The organism is Citrobacter sp. Cpo032, from assembly GCF_030332975.1.
GTDB classification, from domain to species: domain Bacteria; phylum Pseudomonadota; class Gammaproteobacteria; order Enterobacterales; family Enterobacteriaceae; genus Citrobacter; species Citrobacter portucalensis.
In genome coordinates this window covers 48292-68053 of the sequence record NZ_JAOWGU010000049.1, presented here as the reverse complement: position 1 = coordinate 68053, position 19762 = coordinate 48292, and the positions used below count along the sequence as shown (strand labels likewise).

20 protein-coding genes are annotated in these 19762 nt (G+C 53.4%); 8 read left to right on the top strand and 12 right to left on the bottom strand.

Features of this window, described 5'->3' with window-relative positions:
* Window positions 1–60: 60 nt before the first annotated feature.
* Window positions 61–1569 carry a sodium/proline symporter PutP gene (gene putP, locus OGY33_RS18735; RefSeq protein ID WP_125363398.1) on the bottom strand — a complete coding sequence of 503 codons (1509 nt, stop codon included), beginning with the start codon at window positions 1567–1569 and terminating at the stop codon, window positions 61–63.
* 422 nt (window positions 1570–1991) lie between these two features.
* On the opposite strand from putP, the gene putA reads away from it, so the two are divergent.
* Together putA and OGY33_RS18725 are read left to right on the top strand one after the other, a co-directional pair.
* A complete protein-coding gene (putA, locus tag OGY33_RS18730; protein WP_136391706.1) occupies window positions 1992–5954 on the top strand; it encodes a trifunctional transcriptional regulator/proline dehydrogenase/L-glutamate gamma-semialdehyde dehydrogenase in 3963 nt (1320 codons plus the stop codon).
* Between the two features lie 59 nt (window positions 5955–6013).
* On the top strand, window positions 6014–6409 hold the full coding sequence (locus tag OGY33_RS18725) for a lysozyme inhibitor LprI family protein (RefSeq protein WP_008784323.1): 396 nt from the start codon (window positions 6014–6016) through the stop codon (window positions 6407–6409).
* Here the strand turns inward: OGY33_RS18725 and rutR are convergent.
* The 3 genes from rutR to OGY33_RS18710 all read right to left on the bottom strand — a co-directional run bounded on the left by rutR (window position 6406) and on the right by OGY33_RS18710 (window position 8352).
* On the bottom strand, window positions 6406–7044 hold the full coding sequence (gene rutR, locus OGY33_RS18720; RefSeq protein WP_003036026.1) for an HTH-type transcriptional regulator RutR: 639 nt from the start codon (window positions 7042–7044) through the stop codon (window positions 6406–6408). The genes OGY33_RS18725 and rutR overlap by 4 nt on opposite strands.
* 58 nt (window positions 7045–7102) lie before the next feature.
* Window positions 7103–8017, bottom strand: a complete 915-nt coding sequence (locus tag OGY33_RS18715; RefSeq protein ID WP_008784322.1) for a DMT family transporter — start codon at window positions 8015–8017, stop codon at window positions 7103–7105.
* Between the two features lie 161 nt (window positions 8018–8178).
* A complete protein-coding gene (locus OGY33_RS18710; RefSeq protein WP_003036022.1) occupies window positions 8179–8352 on the bottom strand; it encodes a con-10 family general stress protein in 174 nt (57 codons plus the stop codon).
* 385 nt (window positions 8353–8737) lie between these two features.
* Between OGY33_RS18710 and wrbA the strand changes: the two genes are divergently transcribed.
* Window positions 8738–9334: an NAD(P)H:quinone oxidoreductase gene (gene wrbA / locus OGY33_RS18705; protein ID WP_003832057.1), complete on the top strand. Its 597-nt coding sequence runs from the start codon at window positions 8738–8740 to the stop codon at window positions 9332–9334.
* A gap of 20 nt (window positions 9335–9354) precedes the next feature.
* On the top strand, window positions 9355–9582 hold the full coding sequence (locus OGY33_RS18700) for a YccJ family protein (RefSeq protein ID WP_003036015.1): 228 nt from the start codon (window positions 9355–9357) through the stop codon (window positions 9580–9582).
* A gap of 37 nt (window positions 9583–9619) precedes the next feature.
* On the opposite strand, the gene agp is transcribed toward OGY33_RS18700, so the two are convergent.
* From agp to OGY33_RS18660, 8 genes are all read right to left on the bottom strand, one after another.
* Window positions 9620–10861 (bottom strand): bifunctional glucose-1-phosphatase/inositol phosphatase, encoded by a 1242-nt coding sequence (gene agp, locus OGY33_RS18695; RefSeq protein WP_191238640.1) that lies wholly within the window; start codon window positions 10859–10861, stop codon window positions 9620–9622.
* A gap of 87 nt (window positions 10862–10948) precedes the next feature.
* Window positions 10949–11656 (bottom strand): ArsR/SmtB family transcription factor, encoded by a 708-nt coding sequence (locus OGY33_RS18690; RefSeq protein ID WP_071444950.1) that lies wholly within the window; start codon window positions 11654–11656, stop codon window positions 10949–10951.
* 69 nt (window positions 11657–11725) lie between these two features.
* Window positions 11726–12481 (bottom strand): sulfite exporter TauE/SafE family protein, encoded by a 756-nt coding sequence (locus OGY33_RS18685; protein WP_191238641.1) that lies wholly within the window; start codon window positions 12479–12481, stop codon window positions 11726–11728.
* Window positions 12482–12615: 134 nt separating this feature from the next.
* Window positions 12616–13122, bottom strand: coding sequence for a protein disulfide oxidoreductase (locus OGY33_RS18680; RefSeq protein ID WP_048214488.1), 507 nt, complete (start codon window positions 13120–13122; stop codon window positions 12616–12618).
* Window positions 13112–13735 carry a DsbA family protein gene (locus tag OGY33_RS18675; protein WP_008784317.1) on the bottom strand — a complete coding sequence of 208 codons (624 nt, stop codon included), beginning with the start codon at window positions 13733–13735 and terminating at the stop codon, window positions 13112–13114. The genes OGY33_RS18680 and OGY33_RS18675 overlap by 11 nt, the downstream gene beginning before the upstream one ends.
* The gene (locus OGY33_RS18670) at window positions 13732–15612 is read right to left on the bottom strand and encodes a protein-disulfide reductase DsbD family protein (protein WP_191238642.1); all 1881 of its coding nucleotides are present in this window, start codon (window positions 15610–15612) and stop codon (window positions 13732–13734) included. Before OGY33_RS18670 ends, OGY33_RS18675 begins: the two co-directional genes overlap by 4 nt.
* Before the next feature lie 48 nt (window positions 15613–15660).
* Window positions 15661–16023 (bottom strand): hypothetical protein, encoded by a 363-nt coding sequence (locus OGY33_RS18665; protein WP_008784315.1) that lies wholly within the window; start codon window positions 16021–16023, stop codon window positions 15661–15663.
* Window positions 16024–16093: 70 nt separating this feature from the next.
* On the bottom strand, window positions 16094–16498 hold the full coding sequence (locus OGY33_RS18660; protein WP_191238643.1) for a VOC family protein: 405 nt from the start codon (window positions 16496–16498) through the stop codon (window positions 16094–16096).
* A 396-nt stretch (window positions 16499–16894) separates the two neighbouring features.
* Here OGY33_RS18660 and dsbA point away from each other — a divergent pair, with 396 nt between their 5' ends.
* From dsbA to OGY33_RS18640, 4 genes are all read left to right on the top strand, one after another.
* Window positions 16895–17518 (top strand): thiol:disulfide interchange protein DsbA, encoded by a 624-nt coding sequence (gene dsbA / locus OGY33_RS18655; protein ID WP_048227053.1) that lies wholly within the window; start codon window positions 16895–16897, stop codon window positions 17516–17518.
* A 205-nt stretch (window positions 17519–17723) separates the two neighbouring features.
* Window positions 17724–18644 carry a curved DNA-binding protein gene (gene cbpA, locus OGY33_RS18650; RefSeq protein WP_191238644.1) on the top strand — a complete coding sequence of 307 codons (921 nt, stop codon included), beginning with the start codon at window positions 17724–17726 and terminating at the stop codon, window positions 18642–18644.
* Window positions 18644–18937, top strand: coding sequence for a chaperone modulator CbpM (cbpM, locus tag OGY33_RS18645; protein WP_191238645.1), 294 nt, complete (start codon window positions 18644–18646; stop codon window positions 18935–18937). The genes cbpA and cbpM overlap by 1 nt, the downstream gene beginning before the upstream one ends.
* A gap of 121 nt (window positions 18938–19058) precedes the next feature.
* Window positions 19059–19745: a Crp/Fnr family transcriptional regulator gene (locus OGY33_RS18640; RefSeq protein WP_191238646.1), complete on the top strand. Its 687-nt coding sequence runs from the start codon at window positions 19059–19061 to the stop codon at window positions 19743–19745.
* Window positions 19746–19762: the final 17 nt, after the last annotated feature.

Sequence of the window (19762 nt, the reverse complement as noted above, 5' to 3'; positions counted from 1 at the left end):
AGGTTTACAACGGAAGCAATAAAAAAGCCCGCACGCGGCGGGCTTGAAGACAGAGGCAGATTATTCTGCCTGTAAACGCGATGGCGGAGCTGAGTGATAATGCGCATCAGCCTCGGCAAAACGTTGCTGCATAGCAGCTGAAGGCGCTTTACCCAACAGGCTGAAGGCCACAATACCGATGCTGCCGAAAACAAAGCCCGGGATGATTTCATACAGACCCAACCAGGCAAACTGCTTCCAGACGATTACCGTCACCGCACCGATGATCATCCCTGCCAGCGCACCGTTGCGGGTCATACGCGACCACATTACGGAGAACAGGACTACCGGACCAAACGCAGCGCCGAAACCCGCCCAGGCGTAGCTTACCAGACCAAGTACGCGGTTCTCAGGGTTCGCCGCCAGCGCGATAGACACCAGCGCCACGACCAACACCATGATGCGGCCAATCCACACCAACTCTTTCTGGCTGGCATTTTTACGCAGGAACGCTTTGTACAAATCTTCGGTGATTGCGCTGGAGCACACCAGCAGCTGGCAGCTCAGGGTCGACATAACCGCAGCGAGGATCGCAGACAGCAGGATACCGGCAATCCACGGGTTGAACAGGATTTGCGCCAGTTCAATAAACACACGCTCGGCGTTCTGGTTAACGGCACCGGCAAGCTGTGGGTTGTTGTTAAAGTAAGCAATACCAAAGAAGCCCACGGCCACAGCACCTGCCAGACACAGAATCATCCAGGCCATGCTAATGCGGCGAGCATGAACGATGCTATGGTGGGAATCTGCAGCCATAAAGCGCGCCAGAATATGCGGCTGACCAAAGTAGCCCAGACCCCAGCCCATCAGGGAAATAATGGCAACAAAATTCAGCCCTTTGAACATGTCCACGTTCTCAATGCTCTTTTGTTTAATCACTTCCAGCGAATCGTCGAATCCACCCACGCCAATGACTACCATCACCGGCGTCAGGATCAGAGCAAAGATCATCAGGCTGGCCTGGACGGTATCGGTCCAGCTAACCGCCAGGAAACCACCAATAAAGGTATAAATGATCGTCGCGGCCGCGCCCGCCCACAGTGCTGTTTCGTAGCTCATGCCAAAGGTGCTTTCAAACAGACGTGCCCCTGCCACAATACCGGAAGCACAATAGATGGTGAAAAACAGCAGAATAACCAGCGCGGAGATAATACGCAGAATTCGGCTTTTATCTTCAAAACGACCGGTAAAGTAATCCGGTAACGTCAGCGCATTGTTATTGTATTCAGTGTGTACGCGTAAACGTCCGGCCACCAGTTTCCAGTTGATCCAGGCGCCCAAAATAAGGCCGATGGCGATCCAGCTTTCTGAAATCCCCGACAGGAAAATCGCGCCAGGCAGACCCATCAGCAACCAGCCGCTCATGTCAGATGCCCCGGCGGATAACGCGGTCACGAATGGACCCAGACTCCGTCCACCCAGAATGTAATCGTCAAAGTTTTTGGTTGAACGCCATGCAATAAACCCTATCAATATCATGCCGAAAATATAGACACAGAATGTCACTAACATCGGTGTGCTAATAGCCATCAAAACTCTCCAAAATTATGTATCAGCAATGCCGTGGCTTGCCGTTTTATTACCCTGCCGGAACGTGGCAAAGATATCTATGTTGACCAGGGCGACCGTATCCTGCCGGAAGCGATGGTTATTCACAATCGATTTAACACACCATTTACATCAAATTTGATCCAGAGTAGATAGCATTTTTCTGTAGGTTGCACTCTCTCACACTTTTTCCGGTTGCACCTTTTAAAAGTGTTAACTACCGCAGAGAAAAAGATTCTGTAATTTTTACAGCCCACATCATAAGACTCATATTTATTAACATCTCATTCATTTCCAAGCTTGCAAACCAAGTCACATTTAACACGGTTGCACAAAGTTGCAACATAGTGGATATTTCTCGGTAACTATCAGACCCGTATTTCAGTACAACAGGAGTAAACGGCATGGGAACCACCACGATGGGGGTTAAACTGGATGACGCCACTCGCGAGCGTATTAAAACAGCAGCATCACGAATCGATCGCACGCCACATTGGCTGATCAAGCAAGCCATCTTTAATTATCTCGAAAGACTGGAAAATGACGACGCGCTTCCTGAACTGCCGGCCCTGCTGGCGGGTGCCGCGAATGAGGGTGAGGAGTCAACCACGCCGCAGAATGAAGCGCATCAGCCTTTCCTGGAATTTGCCGAACAGATCCTGCCGCAGTCAGTTTCCCGCGCAGCAATCACCGCCGCGTACCGCCGAGCCGAAACCGATGCTGTGCCGATGCTGATGGAGCAGGCTCGTCTGCCGCAACCCATCGCGGAGCAAGCGCACAAGCTGGCGTACGATCTGGCTGACAAACTGCGTAACCAAAAGACCGCCAGCGGCCGCGCCGGGATGGTACAGGGTTTATTGCAGGAATTCTCACTTTCTTCGCAGGAAGGGGTCGCGCTGATGTGCCTGGCCGAAGCCCTGCTGCGTATTCCAGATAAGGCAACCCGCGATGCGTTGATCCGCGACAAAATCAGCAACGGCAACTGGCAGTCGCACATTGGACGCAGCCCGTCCCTGTTCGTCAACGCGGCGACCTGGGGGCTGTTGTTTACCGGTCGTCTGGTTTCTACGCATAATGAAGCCAGCCTCTCACGCTCACTCAACCGTATTATCGGCAAGAGCGGTGAACCACTGGTGCGTAAAGGCGTCGACATGGCGATGCGCCTGATGGGCGAACAGTTCGTCACCGGAGAGACTATCGCCGAAGCGCTGGCTAACGCCCGTAAACTGGAAGAAAAAGGTTTCCGCTACTCTTACGACATGCTGGGCGAAGCAGCTCTGACTGCCGCCGATGCCCAGGCTTATATGGTTTCGTACCAACAGGCAATCCACGCCATTGGTAAAGCCTCAAATGGTCGCGGCATCTATGAAGGGCCGGGCATTTCTATCAAGCTGTCGGCGCTGCATCCGCGTTATAGCCGCGCGCAGTATGACCGCGTGATGGATGAACTCTATCCGCGTCTGAAGTCGCTTACTCTGCTGGCCCGCCAGTACGACATCGGTATCAATATCGATGCTGAAGAGGCCGATCGACTGGAGATCTCCCTCGATCTGCTGGAAAAACTGTGCTTTGAACCTGAACTGGCGGGCTGGAACGGTATCGGCTTTGTTATTCAGGCCTACCAGAAGCGCTGCCCGTATGTTATCGACTACCTGATTGATCTCGCCACGCGCAGCCGTCGTCGCCTGATGATCCGTCTGGTTAAGGGCGCCTACTGGGATAGCGAAATCAAACGTGCCCAGATGGATGGCCTGGAAGGTTATCCGGTCTATACCCGTAAGGTCTACACCGACGTTTCCTATCTGGCCTGTGCGAAAAAACTGCTTGCGGTACCGAATCTGATCTACCCGCAGTTCGCCACCCACAACGCCCATACGCTGGCGGCGATTTATCAGTTGGCCGGTCAAAACTATTATCCAGGCCAGTACGAGTTCCAGTGCCTGCACGGTATGGGCGAACCGCTGTATGAGCAGGTCACCGGTAAAGTTGCCGATGGCAAGCTGAACCGTCCATGCCGTATTTATGCGCCGGTAGGTACACACGAAACCCTGCTGGCATACCTGGTGCGTCGTCTGCTGGAAAACGGTGCCAACACCTCGTTCGTCAACCGCATTGCAGACACTACCCTGCCGCTGGATGAACTGGTAGCCGATCCGGTCGAAGCCGTTGAAAAACTGGCGCAGCAGGAAGGCCAGGCTGGTCTGCCACATCCGAAGATTGCCCTGCCGCGTGACCTGTACGGTAAAGGCCGCGAAAACTCAGGCGGACTGGATTTAGCGAACGAACATCGTCTGGCCTCACTGTCCTCCGCCCTGCTCAACAGCGCGCTGCAAAAATGGCACGCTAAACCGATGCTCGAACATCCGGTTGCTGACGGTGAAATGACCCCAGTCGTCAACCCGGCCGAACCGAAAGACATTGTCGGTTACGTGCGTGAAGCAACCCACAGCGAAGTGGAACAGGCACTGCAGAACGCGGTAAATAACGCGCCGATCTGGTTCGCCACACCGCCACAAGAGCGCGCCGCTATTTTGCATCGCGCCGCCGTTCTGATGGAAGGCCAGATGCAGCAGTTAATTGGCATTCTGGTGCGCGAAGCGGGCAAAACCTTCAGCAACGCCATTGCGGAAGTGCGCGAAGCGGTAGACTTCCTGCACTATTATGCCGGTCAGGTCCGCGATGACTTCGATAATGAAACCCATCGTCCGTTAGGGCCGGTGGTCTGTATCAGCCCCTGGAACTTCCCGCTGGCCATTTTCACCGGGCAGATTGCCGCTGCGCTGGCGGCGGGCAACAGCGTGTTGGCAAAACCCGCGGAACAAACTCCGCTGATTGCCGCCCAGGGTATTGCCATTTTACTCGAAGCAGGTGTGCCGCCAGGCGTGGTGCAACTGTTGCCTGGTCAAGGTGAAACGGTCGGGGCACAGCTCACTTCCGATGAGCGCGTACGCGGCGTCATGTTTACTGGCTCAACGGAAGTCGCCACGCTGTTGCAACGTAATATCGCGACCCGCCTGGATGCTCAGGGGCGTCCAATCCCGCTTATCGCCGAAACCGGCGGGATGAACGCCATGATCGTCGACTCTTCTGCGTTAACGGAACAGGTTGTGGTCGATGTTCTGGCTTCTGCCTTTGACAGCGCCGGACAGCGCTGCTCCGCGCTTCGCGTCCTGTGTCTGCAGGACGATGTCGCCGACCATACGCTGAAAATGCTGCGTGGCGCGATGGCGGAATGCCGCATGGGTAACCCGGGCCGCCTGACCACCGATATTGGACCGGTAATCGATGAAGAAGCCAAAGCCAATATTGAGCGCCATATTCAGGCCATGCGCGCCAAAGGGCGTCCGGTGTTCCAGGCCGTGCGCGAAAACAGCGACGATGCGCGTGAATGGCAAACCGGTACCTTTATCGCGCCGACGCTTATCGAGCTGGAAAGCTTCGACGAATTGCAAAAAGAGGTGTTCGGTCCGGTACTGCACGTTGTGCGTTACACCCGCAACAATCTGGGCAGTCTGATTGAGCAAATTAATGCCTCCGGCTATGGCCTGACGCTGGGCGTGCACACCCGTATCGATGAAACCATCGCCCAGGTCACGGGTTCGGCACATGTGGGGAACCTGTATGTTAACCGCAATATGGTCGGCGCCGTCGTCGGAGTGCAGCCATTCGGTGGTGAAGGCTTGTCAGGAACCGGGCCAAAAGCGGGTGGACCGCTGTATCTGTACCGCCTGCTGGCAAACCGTCCGGAAAATGCGTTAGGCATTACGCTTGCCCGTCAGGATGCCGAATACCCTGTCGATGCACAGCTTAAAACGGCGCTCGTTCAGCCGCTGCAAGCGCTTAGCGAATGGGCAACCGATCGTCCAGCACTGCGTGCGCTCTGCCAGCAGTTTGGTGAACTGGCGCAGGCCGGAACGCAACGCCTGCTGCCAGGACCCACCGGCGAGCGCAATACCTGGACGCTGTTGCCGCGCGAACGCGTGCTGTGTATCGCCGATGATGAACAGGATGCGCTGGTACAGGTTGCCGCTGTAACTTCCGTTGGTAGCTTAATCCTGTGGCCAGATGATACATTCCATCGCGACCTGGCAAAACGCCTGCCAGCAGTAGTTTCCGGGCGCATCCAGTTTGCCAAAGCGGACAACATCACTACACAGCCGTTTGATGCGGTTATATTCCACGGTGATTCCGATCAGCTTCGCGCACTGTGTGAAGCGGTGGCGGCCCGCGAAGGGGCGATTGTGTCGGTCCAGGGCTTTGCCCGCGGCGAAAGCAATATCCTGCTGGAAAGGTTGTATATTGAGCGCTCCCTGAGCGTCAATACCGCCGCAGCTGGGGGGAACGCCAGCCTGATGACAATCGGCTAAGGTTGTGGTTAATTAAGGCTCCGGTAACGGGGCCTTTTTTTATGAAGCCAGAGGGAAGCATGAAACGAATCGTACTGACATGTGCAGCGCTGCTGCTGAGCGGCCAGGCGCTGGCGGATGACTGCGCCAACGCGAACACGCAGATTGAGATGAACACCTGTGCGGCAGAGCAGTATAAAGCGGCCGACGCCAAACTTAATGAAACTTATCAGAATGCGCTGAAGCGCGCCGCCCCAACCCAGCGCGATTTACTGAAAAAAGCGCAAGTATCCTGGATAACTTTGCGCGATGCGGACTGTGCGTTAATCAGTTCTGGCACTGAAGGCGGTAGCGTTCAGGCGATGATTTCCAGCCAGTGCCTGACGGATAAGACCAACGAGCGCGAAGCGTTTCTCGCCTCGCTCTTGCAGTGTGAAGAAGGCGATTTAAGCTGCCCGTTACCGCCGGCCAGTTAACGCACGCGGATCCCTTCAATAATCATCCGCTGTACGCTCTCCACCGTTTGGTTAAAAAAGGCTTCATCACGCAGCGTTGCGCCCGTCACCGCCTCTACCTGTGGGGCAAAATCGGCGTAGTGCTGAGTTGAAGCCCAAATCATAAAAATCAGATGATGCGGATCGACCGGAGCCAGTTTTCCGCTTTTGATCCAACCGGCAATCAGCGCGGATTTCTCATCAATTAGCGTTTTGAGATCCCCCTCCAGTTCTGCCATCAATAAAGGCGCTCCGGCCAGCATCTCCATACAAAACAGCCGTGAGGCCTGAGGGTAATCGCGCGACACTTCCAGCTTAAGGCGAATGTATTCTTTAATGGCCACCAGCGGCGCAAAGTCTTCGCGAAAAGCTTTCAATGGAGCCAGCCAGATGTCGAGGATCTGCCGTAAAACGGCGATATAAAGCACCTCTTTTGACGGGTAGTAATAAAGTAGATTGGTTTTTGACACGCCCGCCTGCTCTGCCACCTGCTCCAGGCGCGTGCCGTGGATCCCATATTGGGAGAAGATATTTAATGCCGCGGTTAAGATGGCCTGGCGTTTTGCACTGACGGCCTGCGAGCGCTTACCTGTTTTTTTCTCTGCGCGTTGGACCATGCGCCCTCTCCTTCTTGTGAGGGCGTCAGCATACCAAATCACGCGGTGAATGGTTAAATTAAAGCGATTCCGGCGGCGCCTCTTGTCCAAGCGATTTTTTCTTTTTGAACTTCAGCTCGCTGACCAGTACGCCAACAATAATGAATGCCGCACCAAGCAATGCAAGTAGCGGTAAGCGTTCACCCGCCAGACGGCCAAAGATCCCCGCCCACACCGGTTCACCGGTATAAATAACCGTCGCGCGCGTCGGCGAAACGCTGCGCTGCGCCCAGTTCATGGTGACCTGAATAATCGCGCTAAAAATCCCCAGCCCCAGCGCCACCACCAGCAATCCGGTAGACATTGGTGGTACGGTCTCTCCGGCCGGTCCCATCGCCATAAACGCCACTATCGAAGCGGTTGCCAGTTGCACTACCGTTACCCGACGTACATCCACTTTTCCCGCCCACGCGCTAATCAGGATAATTTCTGCCGCAATCGCCACCGCACCGGCGAGCGTGATCCACTCTCCTTCGCCTAAAGCCAGTAAATTGCCTCCCGGTCCGGCAAGAAAAATCAATCCGATAAAGGCCAGCACAATGCCGACGCACGGCATCAGACCTGGTATGCGTCCCAGACACAACCATTGTAAAAGCGGCACCAACGGTACGTACATCGCGGTAATAAACGCCGATTTACTGCTGGGAATAAACTGTAACCCCCAGGTTTGCAGACTATAGCCCAGTGCAATTGCGATACCGATTGCAACCCCTGCTTTAACTTCCAGCCACGTCAGCTTATGCAGTGTGTGTAACGACAAAAGCGCGACCGCCAGAGCGGCAGTGGCAAAACGCACACCGACAAAGAAAAAAGGGCCGCTCAGGGTAACGGCATATTGCACCGCCAAAAACGTGCCACCCCAGAACATGGTGATCACAATGAGGATCGCTTCCTGAGGTTTAACAGAGAAGGAATAACGAGAAAGTAATGACATGAGACACCCGATTAACTGAATGTCATTAGTCTGCGTTGCGTTTTGTTACAGTTCAACCTTGCAGACAAAAAAAACCGCCGGAAAGACCCGGCGGCGGTGGCTACGTAACGTCTGTCTCTGACTCTCAGCCGTCACGACATATCTGACAGATAGCCCGACAATTACGATTTGTTGTTGCCGTGACTATTTTTGCCCCCTTTTTTACCTGCCTCTGAAGCGCGTTGCGGGTCATTCTTGAAGTTGCCCCCGCTGTGCTGGCCACCTTTTCGACCTGCTTCTGATGCTCTTTCGCGGTCTTCCGCAAAGTTGCCGGAACCGCCCCGATGGTTTGCCATTACTGACCTCCGTCATTGATTAGACATCATATTGCATAGGTACTGAGGAGTGATACCTCACGCAGCGTTACGGGCGAGGCCCTGAAATAACTGCGTGGGAATAAGCATAGTGAAGTGTGGCCTGGGCAGACGCTTACTGTAATATCCTGCAACAGGATCAGGAGTGACAAAGAAATAATCACCATAAGAAATCAATAAGTCTTTCTTATGACTACCAAATTCTACCCGGTTAAATATGTATCATTTTGCTACAAAGCAGATTGTTATAAAAATTGTTATAAATCAAAGAAGTGATTGTGAAATTTGCACTCCTGACAGTACGTCATATCTTTAAAGGTAGGTAGCGAATCGCTACGGACACGGTTAACTCGAGGAGTAGTGTAAAATGGCAAAAGTTCTGGTGCTTTATTATTCCATGTACGGACACATTGAAACTATGGCCCACGCAGTCGCAGAAGGCGCAAATAAGGTAGATGGCGCGGAAGTGATTATTAAGCGTGTACCAGAGACCATGCAGCCCGAGATTTTCCTTAAGGCTGGCGGCAAAACACAAAACGCACCAGTCGCAACCCCGCAAGAACTGGCTGATTACGACGCCATCATTTTTGGTACCCCCACGCGCTTTGGCAATATGTCCGGTCAGATGCGTACCTTCCTCGACCAGACTGGCGGGTTGTGGGCCTCTGGCGGCCTGTACGGCAAACTCGCCAGCGTATTCAGCTCAACGGGAACCGGCGGCGGTCAGGAACAAACCATTACATCAACCTGGACTACGCTTGCCCACCATGGGATGGTGATTGTACCTATCGGTTACGCGGCGCAAGAGCTGTTTGATGTCTCTCAAGTTCGCGGCGGTACCCCTTACGGTGCAACCACCATTGCCGGAGGCGACGGCTCCCGCCAGCCAAGTCAGGAAGAATTATCTATCGCCCGCTATCAGGGTGAATATGTCGCAGGTCTGGCAGTAAAACTCAACGGCTAATCTTCAACAGGAGGATTCGAATGCCAACTCAAGAAGCGAAAGCCCATCGCGTCGGCGAATGGGCAAGTCTGCGCAATACATCGCCGGAAATAGCCGAAGCCATTTTTGAAGTCGCACATTATGACGAGAAACTGGCGGAAAAAATTTGGGAAGAAGGTAGCGATGAAGTACTCATCAAAGCCTTTGAAAAAACAGACAAAGATTCGCTCTTTTGGGGTGAACAGACTATCGAACGCAAAAACGTCTAGCGCGCTGACTCCCCCGCGAACACGGGGGAGTTTTCTTTTACTTAGCCGCCTCATTCAGCACGCTATCAAACTTATCTATCGGGCAAAAACCATCTGCATCTATCGGACATCCTTTCAGCTCCAGCGTTACGCGCTGCGCCGGAGATTTCAGCGTCAGAACGTCTGCATTACGCAACTGCTGCGAGCTCTGATACACATACTCGATTTTCATCAGATCACGATTTGCATTGCTGTCATGCCAGCGCTGGAAGACAATCTTCCCGCCAATCGGCGTACGCTCGTTCTGATCGTGAAGCTGGTACGGTTTAAAATCCAGCGCGGTGAGCAACGAAGCGATATTTGAATCATGCCCCACCAGCACGGTTATTTTCGGTGCTTTCGCGCGTTCAGTAACCAGCGCATTATCAATATATTTCACCAGTGGTTTGGCGACGTTCTGCGCCACTTCCGGGGAGGTGAACAGGCTATCCTGATAGCCGTTTTTCAGCTTCGACAGAACCTTCCACTGCTGATCCGATTTAATCTCGCCCCAGGCAACCTTGTCCATCGGGAAGCCTTCGTAAAATTGCAGCGTGAAGGCATCAACCAGCGAATTTCCCACCTTCAGCGGCCCCGAAACGCCTGGCTCCTGCTGGTACTTCGCGCTAAACGTATCTTTGGCATCGGTCAGGGAACACTGCTGTTTTTCTTTGCAGGACGGAGAGTCTTTGTAGTCGGTCATTTGCTCAAGCAACTGATAGCTATCGTTGAGCTGCATTTTGCTGCGCTCTTTCTCCATGGCCTGAACGGCCTGCTGGCTGAAGGCGGCGGAATCATCGGTGATCACCGGGTTAAAGGTGGGATCCATGGTGCCCATTTTTTCCTGATGATGGACCGGAACATCGCAACCAGGGAAAGCACCGGTAACAAAGAACTGCGCCGTGGCGACCGTACGCTGCAGGCTGTTAGCATAGGTATAGACCGTGTTCGGTGCCGGGCATTCGCCCGATTTCACCATCCCCTGCTCTGCCAGCCACTCTCGCATGTAGTGGCCCATATAGATTTCCAGCACACCGCCCTTGGTAGTGAGTTGCCCACCGGGGACATCCCATTCTGGCCATTGTTTGGGGGTGGACTGTTCAAGAACGCTGCCATTATTGGCTAAAGGTGCGCGTAAGTTATGCCGACTCATCATCAATACTTGCTGAAGCTGATAGCCTTCCGGCGCGGTCTGCGCCTGCGCGGCGGTTGACAATAAGACAGCCCCTGCCACGACTGTGGCGATTAACGATTTATTCATCCCTACGACCTCTTGTTGTTATCAATCACAACAGAGTGTGACAGAAATATGACATATTTCCGGGAACGCTTTCGCAAAACAGACCATCTAGCGTGTCGTTTTAACACCAAACTCGGTTTCGAGTTTACGAATGCCAAGAGGTGTGAAGATGACATGGCGGCTGCCCTGTTCGGTTTTTATCCATCGCTGTTCACTGAACCAGCGCAGCAGCGTTGCTCCAAGCACACCACCAGGATGATAACGTCGTTCGCTCCAGTCCAGACAACCACAGGTTAACTTCCGCCGGGATGAGCCAGCCGCCAGGACAATCCCCATCTGTGCCAGCTTTTCCTGGCCAAGAGGAGTCAGCGTTTCACCATCCGGCGTTAACCACTGACGGGAAACTAGCGTATCGAACAACCTCACCGCGACCTCTCCGGCGAGATGGTCGTAGCAGGTGCGGGCATGCCGCAAACCTGGCGGTGTAGTGATTCTGCGGGGCGTTGATGTCGCCCACGCAACGCCCATCAGGCGTTCCAGCAGTTCAGCGATATCGGAACCTGCAAGGCGAAAATAACGATGTCTGCCCTGCGCCAACGCGACAACAAAACGTTGTTCGCACAGACGCGCCAGATGCGCGCTGGCGGTCGACGCGGATATATCCGCCACCGCGCTGAGCTCAGTTGCAGTCCAGGCGCAGCCATCCATTAGGGCGCACAACATACGTGAGCGCGATTTATCGGCCATCACTGCCGCAGTGAGTGCCATTTTCGACTCCAGATCGCCCTCTTCTTCATGTAACATCACGGATGCCATAACGACCTCATTGGCCCTGAATCTCTGAATTAACGATGCCATGAAAGTCGCGCAAAGTCACCGCACCGGTCACACAGCACGCAGCATCATCTCTGTACCCAACCCGACCAGACAAAACAGAAAACAGCGTTTAAACACGAGCGGAGAAATAACCCTTCGCACACGGGTACCTATCCATTGGCCAATCAGCGCAGGAACAATGGCCAAAGCCGACAAACTTAACGATTGTATGGGCAGCGCGTTGTGCCACCACAGACCCAGCGCCAATGCCAGGGTCGAAAAGGTAAAAGAGATCCCGAGCGCCTGCACCAGTTCATCTTTCTCAAAGCCGAGGGACTGGATCCAGGGCACGGCGGGCATCACAAACACCCCGGTTCCGCCGGTCAATAAGCCGGTCACAAATCCAATAACGAGGGAGTACGGTTTTTCACGCTGCGGGGCCACCGCGATTTTCTTTCCCGCCAGCGTCCAGATAGCGTAGGCCACCAGCGCTACGCCGAGTGCAAACTGAGTTCGGGTGGTGTCACCACCGGTAATCCAGGCGCTGGCAAGCAGTGTCGCCACCACTACTGCCAGCAGCATTGGCCACAGTCGTTTGAGTAATTGGCGTGTATTTCCACCACCGCCAAACTGGAACAAATTGCTTATCAGCGAAGGCAATAACAGCATGGCCGCCGCGGCAACTGGCGAAATAAGCGATCCGAGGATCCCCATAGCCACGGTAGGTAACCCCATACCCGTAACGCCTTTCACCATCCCGGCGAGGACAAATGTGGCGGCAATCATCACCACCAGGGCGGGTCCAAACGCTAAAGAACTCGTCATGTTGCACTTTCCTGGAAAAGAGAAGATGACTGATTCTGGACGTTAATCACTGTGTTTGCTTCGTCAGGCAACGAAATATGCCTTCCTGGGGAGGGCGACGCCATAAAAAATGCCGGGTTTCCCCGGCACATTTATCAGAACGTTTTCGCCCACCACAACCGAAGTTTCATGCCCCAGTAGCTGGTCCAGCCGCTGGTGGTTGATACTACCCGACCTTGTGACATCACCACCAGCGTGGGCGTGACGCTGATTGCCCAACTGCGGGAAATGGCCCCGTTCGCATCATTGATGACCGGAAAGTCCACGCCTTTACGCGACAGCCAGCGAGATACCTCAGCTTCATTTCCGGAACGTAACGCAATGGTCATCACATTTTCCCCTTCCGAACGCAGCCTGGCGACTTCCGGCGTCGTGAAGCGGCATACGCCGCACCAGCTCGCCCAGAAATAAAGCAACACCGGCTCGTCTTTGCTGAGCGCCGCCAGCGTAACGGTTTCACCATCCAGTGTTTGTAAAGGCGTGCTGTCAAAGGAGGCAGGGAGCTGCGGCGCGCGCCAGGCATCCATCAGCAGCATTGCCCCCGCCAACAGCGCCAGTAAGATCAGCCCTTCGCGCAACCAGCGGCGCAGTTTACTGAGCATTGGCCGCCGCCAGTTTTTCTTTTACCACTTCCTCAAGGGTTTCCCACGGTACCGCGCCGGGAATAAGTTCATCACCAATAATCGTTGCCGGGGTTCCCTGCACCCCCACCAGTCGCGCCAGTTGCAGGTTAGTGCTCAGCGTTTCAGCACTTTGGGCGTCCAGCGTCACCGGACTGGCCCCCGCTTTTTCCTGCGCCTGTTTGATACTGACGTCGGTATGGTAGCCCTTCTTCTGCATCAATTTTTCATGTAATGCCAGGGACTGTTGCGGATGCTCATGCCATGTCGTCAGTACGGTCCGCGCCGCCAGTTCCGAACTTTCACCTTTAAACGGCAGCGGTTTAATCACTACCGCCACGTCAGGGTATTTCTGCACAATTTTTTCCAGCATTGGATCCAACTGCTTGCAGTATGGGCAGTTGTAATCGGTGAAGTTTATCAGGGTCAGTTTCGCCTGCTTCGCGCCAATCCGCGGGCTGTTGGGATCGTTAAACAAGGCTTCCTGAATTAATGCTTCAATTTGCTTTTCCTGTTCCGGGGTAAACGGCGCAGGCTCTTTCGCGATACTGACGGCAGAAAACAGGGTTAACAGCAGAACAATCATCATTTTCATGGGGTTACTCCTTTGGCATCATTCAACGTTTGCAGTACCGCATCGCGGGTTAACAACGTGGGTAACGCCTTGCCATCCGGCAGACCGGGGCCATAAATTTGGTTATACGGCACAGCAACCTGGCCGCGTTTTTTTAGAAATTCGGTAATAGCTTCAGAAGGGAGTGTCCAGTCGCCGCGCAGCGCCACCACATCCGGCTGTTGCAATGCGGCCTGTACGTCTTCTTTATGCAACACGTTGTATTTGTTTACCTTACAGGTGATGCACCAGTCGGCTGTGACGTCAATGAACACGCGCTTATGTTGCGCCAGCGCATCCTCAATCGCCTGCTCGCTTAGCGGTTGCCAGTTCACGCTTTCTTTAGCGCTACTTTGTCCGCTAAACCCTAAGTGTGGGAGCAGCAACGTCGCAAGCCAAATAGCCGAACCCAGCATCATCACGCCAAGCAGACGTCGCAAAATATTCATCCACCGCCCTGGCCGCGGCAAACGCAGCGCCAGACCGGGACGCAGGACCACCAGCAGCCACGGTAAGCTCATCCCCAGCCCAAGTGCGATAAACAATCCCCACAACGTCGGCAGCGAAGCGGTCAATGCTACCGCCACCGCCGTTCCCAGAAACGGGGCACTGCACGGCGTGGCAAGCAGTGTCGCAAATGCACCTTGCCAGAAATGTCCCGACAGTCCGTTGCCGCCGTGAGTCGCCAGCGTGGTGGTCATCGCAGAAGGGAGTCGGAATTCAAACCACCCGAACAGGCTGGCGCTGAACGTCAGCATCACTAGCACCATGACACCAATGAACCACGGATTCTGAAACTGGATCCCCCAGCCAAGGGCCTGATTGGTTAAACGCAGCACCGTCATCAATAGCGCCAGAGCCATAAACGAGACCAGTATTCCGGCTACCGATGCGAGGAACTGACGACGGATCTGGCGACGACTTTTTTCCTCGACCAGCAAAATAGAGCCCAGCTTCATGCCCAGAACCGGTAACACACAAGGCATCAGATTGAGGATCAAACCACCCAGCAGTGCCATGAGCACCACTTGCCACAGTGGGAGTGAGGCGTTCTCAACAACCGGGGCTTCGCCAATCGCAAGACGACTCTCCTGGGCAACACCGTTATCGGCCAGCACCAGCGTGACTGACTTACCACGCAGATCCGGCGCGCCTTCTCCCCAACCGTCATGTACAGGTACCGTAGCGCGTAACGTCTCCCCCTCAACATGAATTTGCGGCATGCCAAAATCCGCATCATCAACAGCATCCAGATACAGCCCTGGTTCAGTCCAGCCTCCCGCACGGCGAGCCTCGACGACTAACTCTCCCGCCCGTGCGCCAGCGCTCAGAGCATCGGTCAGGCCGCTGGCAAGTGGGATCTGTCCCATCGCCTGAGCATAGTCATGTGCAAAAGTCGGGTCCTGGGCTGTGGGCATCACGGAAAAAGGAAAATCCGTCAACAGGCAAACGTTGCTACAGGTGGATAGCGTCAAAACGCCGCTAAGCGTGGCGGGCGATCTGCCGCGCACCACCATCGGGAACGTCACCTTATCGTGATACCCTTGGGTAGTGATATTGGCGACCTCAAAACGAGCAGGGGTTGGCCAGAACCAGTCGACCGCGGGCATTTCCCCTTTCCAGGCGATAGCAGGCGCAACGCCCCCCTCGCCCGGAGAACGCCAGTAGGTTTTCCAGCCGTCCTCCAGTTTGACATCCAGCAGCAGACGGGTTTCACCGCCAGCGGACGTATCAGCGCGTAACCGCACGCTGGCGTGATCGTTATCGGGTGAACGCAGCCAGCCGGGTTCAGCCGCCCAGGATACGGGCAGCCATAGCAATAACAGACAGAGCAGTGCCTGCCTGAAAACAGTCATCATAGTTTTTCTCCGTGAATAATTATCTAACAGTCAGCAACGGCTGTTCTGTCATTCACGGAAGACGCAAAATCGGAGATGCACCCGGAGAGTGGGCGGCGAGATGGCTCGCGGTGGGAAAAAAGGTAGACGAAACGCCCGCACTGGCGCCAGCAACGACAGCAGCAGGCACAGCACCAGAATAGCACCTTCAAACAGTACTGGTGGCGCAGCCAGTAATGATTTCGCACTCAGTTCACAAGGGGTAACGGGTGAGGCCTCATCGGTCTGCACTTGTGCGCTGGCGACAACGCTTGTAACGGCGGTGTCCATCTGCAACGCGTGCAGGCCCGCCATGCGTTGTGCGGTGCAAACCATCACCACAACACATGCCAGACAGAGGAACCACCATCCCATCCGTTGACGTTTCGCCATTATACCCTCACTCATTGATGCGAGTTATCTTAACCACTCGCCAGGTTTTGGCAACCTTTACGCTGTAAAGTTATATCCTGCCATCTGCTGGATATACCGCGATTTCAATCAGATTGAGATCGGGATCCCTGACATACACCGAGCGAATAGGTCCTGTCGCACCGGTACGTGCAACGGGCCCTTCAATAATCTCGACCCCGTGGGTTTGAAACGTCTCCATCACCTCTTCCAGCGTACGCGTGGTGATAAAACATAAATCCAGCGCCCCCGGCGTTGGCGCGTAGGCTTTGGGTTCAAACTCTTTTCCCCGAATGTGGAGATTGATTTTCTGATTGCCAAAGACAAAGGCTTTCCGACCTTGCGCGAAGGTTTCCAGCCTCATGCCTAAAAGCTCGACATAGAAACGAACGCAAGCCTCTTCATGATTGGTGGTTAGTACCAGGTGATCCAGGTGGTCGATCATAGCGATATCCATTTGGGTTGCTCATCTCTGACACTTACCCTATACATTCACGCGCGACAAGAAAAAGAAAATCTACGGAGTTATTTGCAGAACTTAACGCAACAACCTGCAATTCACGCTTTAAAAACGAAATGATAATTAATCATATTTTCGTCTTTTTTTATTACACTATAACATTGCTAAAAGTACGCCTGAAAATATCACGCAAGTTATCATTCACTATTTACGAAGAGTGCATGTAGATATTTCCATGACAGTACACAAATAATGCCCACCACGTACTGATGCGTAAATGAAAGTAAGGGTCAGCGCATTTCCAGAGAATTACCTTATTATATTCAGACGCAATGAATAACGTATTCATTAGCAGATAATTTGTTTATTAAATGTTATTTAGAGTATATGGAAATGAAAAGATATTTATTACCCCTGATTGGGTTACTTTTTACAGTTAGCGCTCAGGCAGCATCATTTACCGACGGCAAAGAGTATATCTCACTGGAAAAACCTGTCGCTTCCGCTCCAGCCGCACTGAAGTTTTTCTCATTCTATTGCCCTTCCTGTTATCAGTACGATGAAGTTTTTGAAATCACTGATAACGTGAAAAAAGTATTGCCTGCAGATGTCAAACTCACCGAATACCACGTCGACTTTTTAGGTCCGCTGGGGCAAGACATGACCCACGCCTGGTCCGTCGCCATGCTGTTGAACGTACAAGATAAAGTTAAGCCGTTGCTTTTTGATGCCGTTCAGAAAAAACAAACCGTTAAAACAGCGGAGGATATTCGTAACGTATTTATCAGCGCGGGCGTCAGCGCCAGTGATTATGATGCGGCATGGAATAGCTTTGCCGTGAAATCACTGACCGCTAAGCAGCAAGAAATGGCGAAGGCAGTTGATTTAACCGGTGTGCCCGCCATTTTTATCAACGGAAAATATATGATCAATCCAAAAGGACTGAAGTCAGATGACCTTAATGCATTCGTGCAAAACTATGCTGATACGGTCCGCTTCCTGATAAGCAAATCCTGATGTTTAGCTAATCTCATTTTTCGCACCACACAACAGATGACGTAACCTCAACTGCGCTGTTGGTGGTGCAATGCCTGCATCGTTTATCGCAATATCCTCCCTTCCCGGTTGGCATACGCCGTTATCAGGATTACCCTAAAAGTAGCGGTGATACCTGTTGTCAGGTTTCACCTTCTGCAAGTGTTGATTTACACGAGAGAACGCTATGGAATTAAAGGATTATTACGCCATTATGGGCGTGAAACCGACAGACGATCTCAAGACAATCAAGACCGCCTATCGTCGACTCGCCCGTAAATATCATCCAGATGTCAGCAAAGAGACTGACGCGGAGGCCCGGTTTAAAGAGGTTGCAGAAGCCTGGGAAGTATTGAGTGATGAGCAGCGACGCGCCGAGTACGACCAGCTGTGGCAGCACCGCAACGACCCACAGTTCAGCCGTCAATTCCAGCAAGGAGAGAATCAAAGCTACAGCGCCGAAGATTTCGACGATATCTTCTCCTCCATTTTTGGCCAGCGTGCGCACCAGTCGCGCCAGCGTCCTGCCAGCCGCGGGCACGATATCGAAATTGAAGTTGCCGTATTCCTCGAAGAAACGCTTACTGAACATAGCCGCACTATCAGTTACAACCTGCCAGTCTATAATGCGTTTGGCATGGTAGAACGAGAAATTCCTAAAACGCTGAATGTGAAAATTCCGGCTGGCGTCGGTAACGGTCAGCGTATCCGTCTGAAAGGCCAGGGCACCCCCGGCGAAAACGGTGGGCCGAACGGTGATTTGTGGCTGGTGATTCATATTGCACCGCATCCGCTGTTCGATATCGTTAATCAGGATCTGGAAGTTGTCGTTCCCCTCGCGCCGTGGGAAGCTGCGCTGGGTGCGAAAGTAACCGTTCCGACGCTGAAAGAGAGCATCCTGCTGACCATTCCTGCAGGCAGTCAGGCCGGCCAGCGACTCCGCATTAAGGGCAAGGGTCTGGTAAGTAAAAAACATACCGGCGATTTGTATGCGGTGTTCAAGATCGTCATGCCACCGAAACCTGACGACGCCAGTGCCGCCCTGTGGCAACAACTGGCGGATGCACAAAAGACCTTTGATCCGCGCAAAGAGTGGGGGAAAGCATAATGGCTAACATTACCGTCACTTTTACCATTACCGAATTTTGTCTGTACACCGGTGTATCAGAAGAAGAACTGCATGAGATTGTCGGCTTAGGGGTGATAGAACCCCATGAAGACAAGACGTTTGATGATCATGCGCTGACAGTAATGCGTCGCGCGGTGCGTCTGCGTCAGGAGCTGGAACTTGACTGGCCAGGGATTGCCGTTGCGCTGACGTTGCTGGAGGAGAACGCTCAGTTACGCCAGGAAAACCGCCTGCTGCGCCAGCGCCTGTCTCGCTTTATCAGCCATCCGTAGTGTGTCAGGACCAGCATAGTGCTGGTCCTTTTATTATCCGCCCCGCGCTCTTAATGACATTGCCCAGCAGATGGCATACAGTCTGAGATAAGAATTATCTTAAACAATAAGACGTTGAGTCATGCAGCTTAAACCCCTCACGAAAGGTCGTTTTCACAACATCTGGCAGCAGGATGATGCCTTGATTGAGAAGATATTTCAGGAACTGCTCTCTGAAACGCAGATTATCAAGGAAGATGAGTATCTATACCGCCAGGGACAGGTTGTCGATCGACTGATCATGGTGCAATCCGGAAGAATTTCGCTGCGTTACAGCGCGGAGAATGGCCGCCGATTCCAGTTGGGCGCCATGGAATGCGACGAGCAGCTTTTTGGTGAAATGGAGTTTTTTACCGGGTATCACTGCCAGCTAGATATCGTCGCGGAAGAACCATTGACCGTAGCGGTGTGCAGCTGTGACCGTCTGGAAGAAGCGCTGAATCAGCACCCCAGACTGGCGATATTTTTTGCCAGTGCAATGGCGATTGATTATCAGGATATGCTGGAAATCTTCCTGCACCGGATGCTCTACCCTATCGTACATAACGTGGCGTATGACCTGTATCGCCAGCATCAGAACAAGCAGCCGATGGATGGTTTCCATAAAAAATACCAGGAAGCTGAGCGATTCGGCACAACCGACCGGGTCTATCGGCGGGCGGTTAAAGCGCTGACGGATGCCGGGCTGGTAACGCGAACGAAGCAAGGACTGGAAATTAAGGATCTGGATGGGCTGCGTAAATTTCTCGGCAATGACATCATTGACTGACACACCAACTCTCGTTA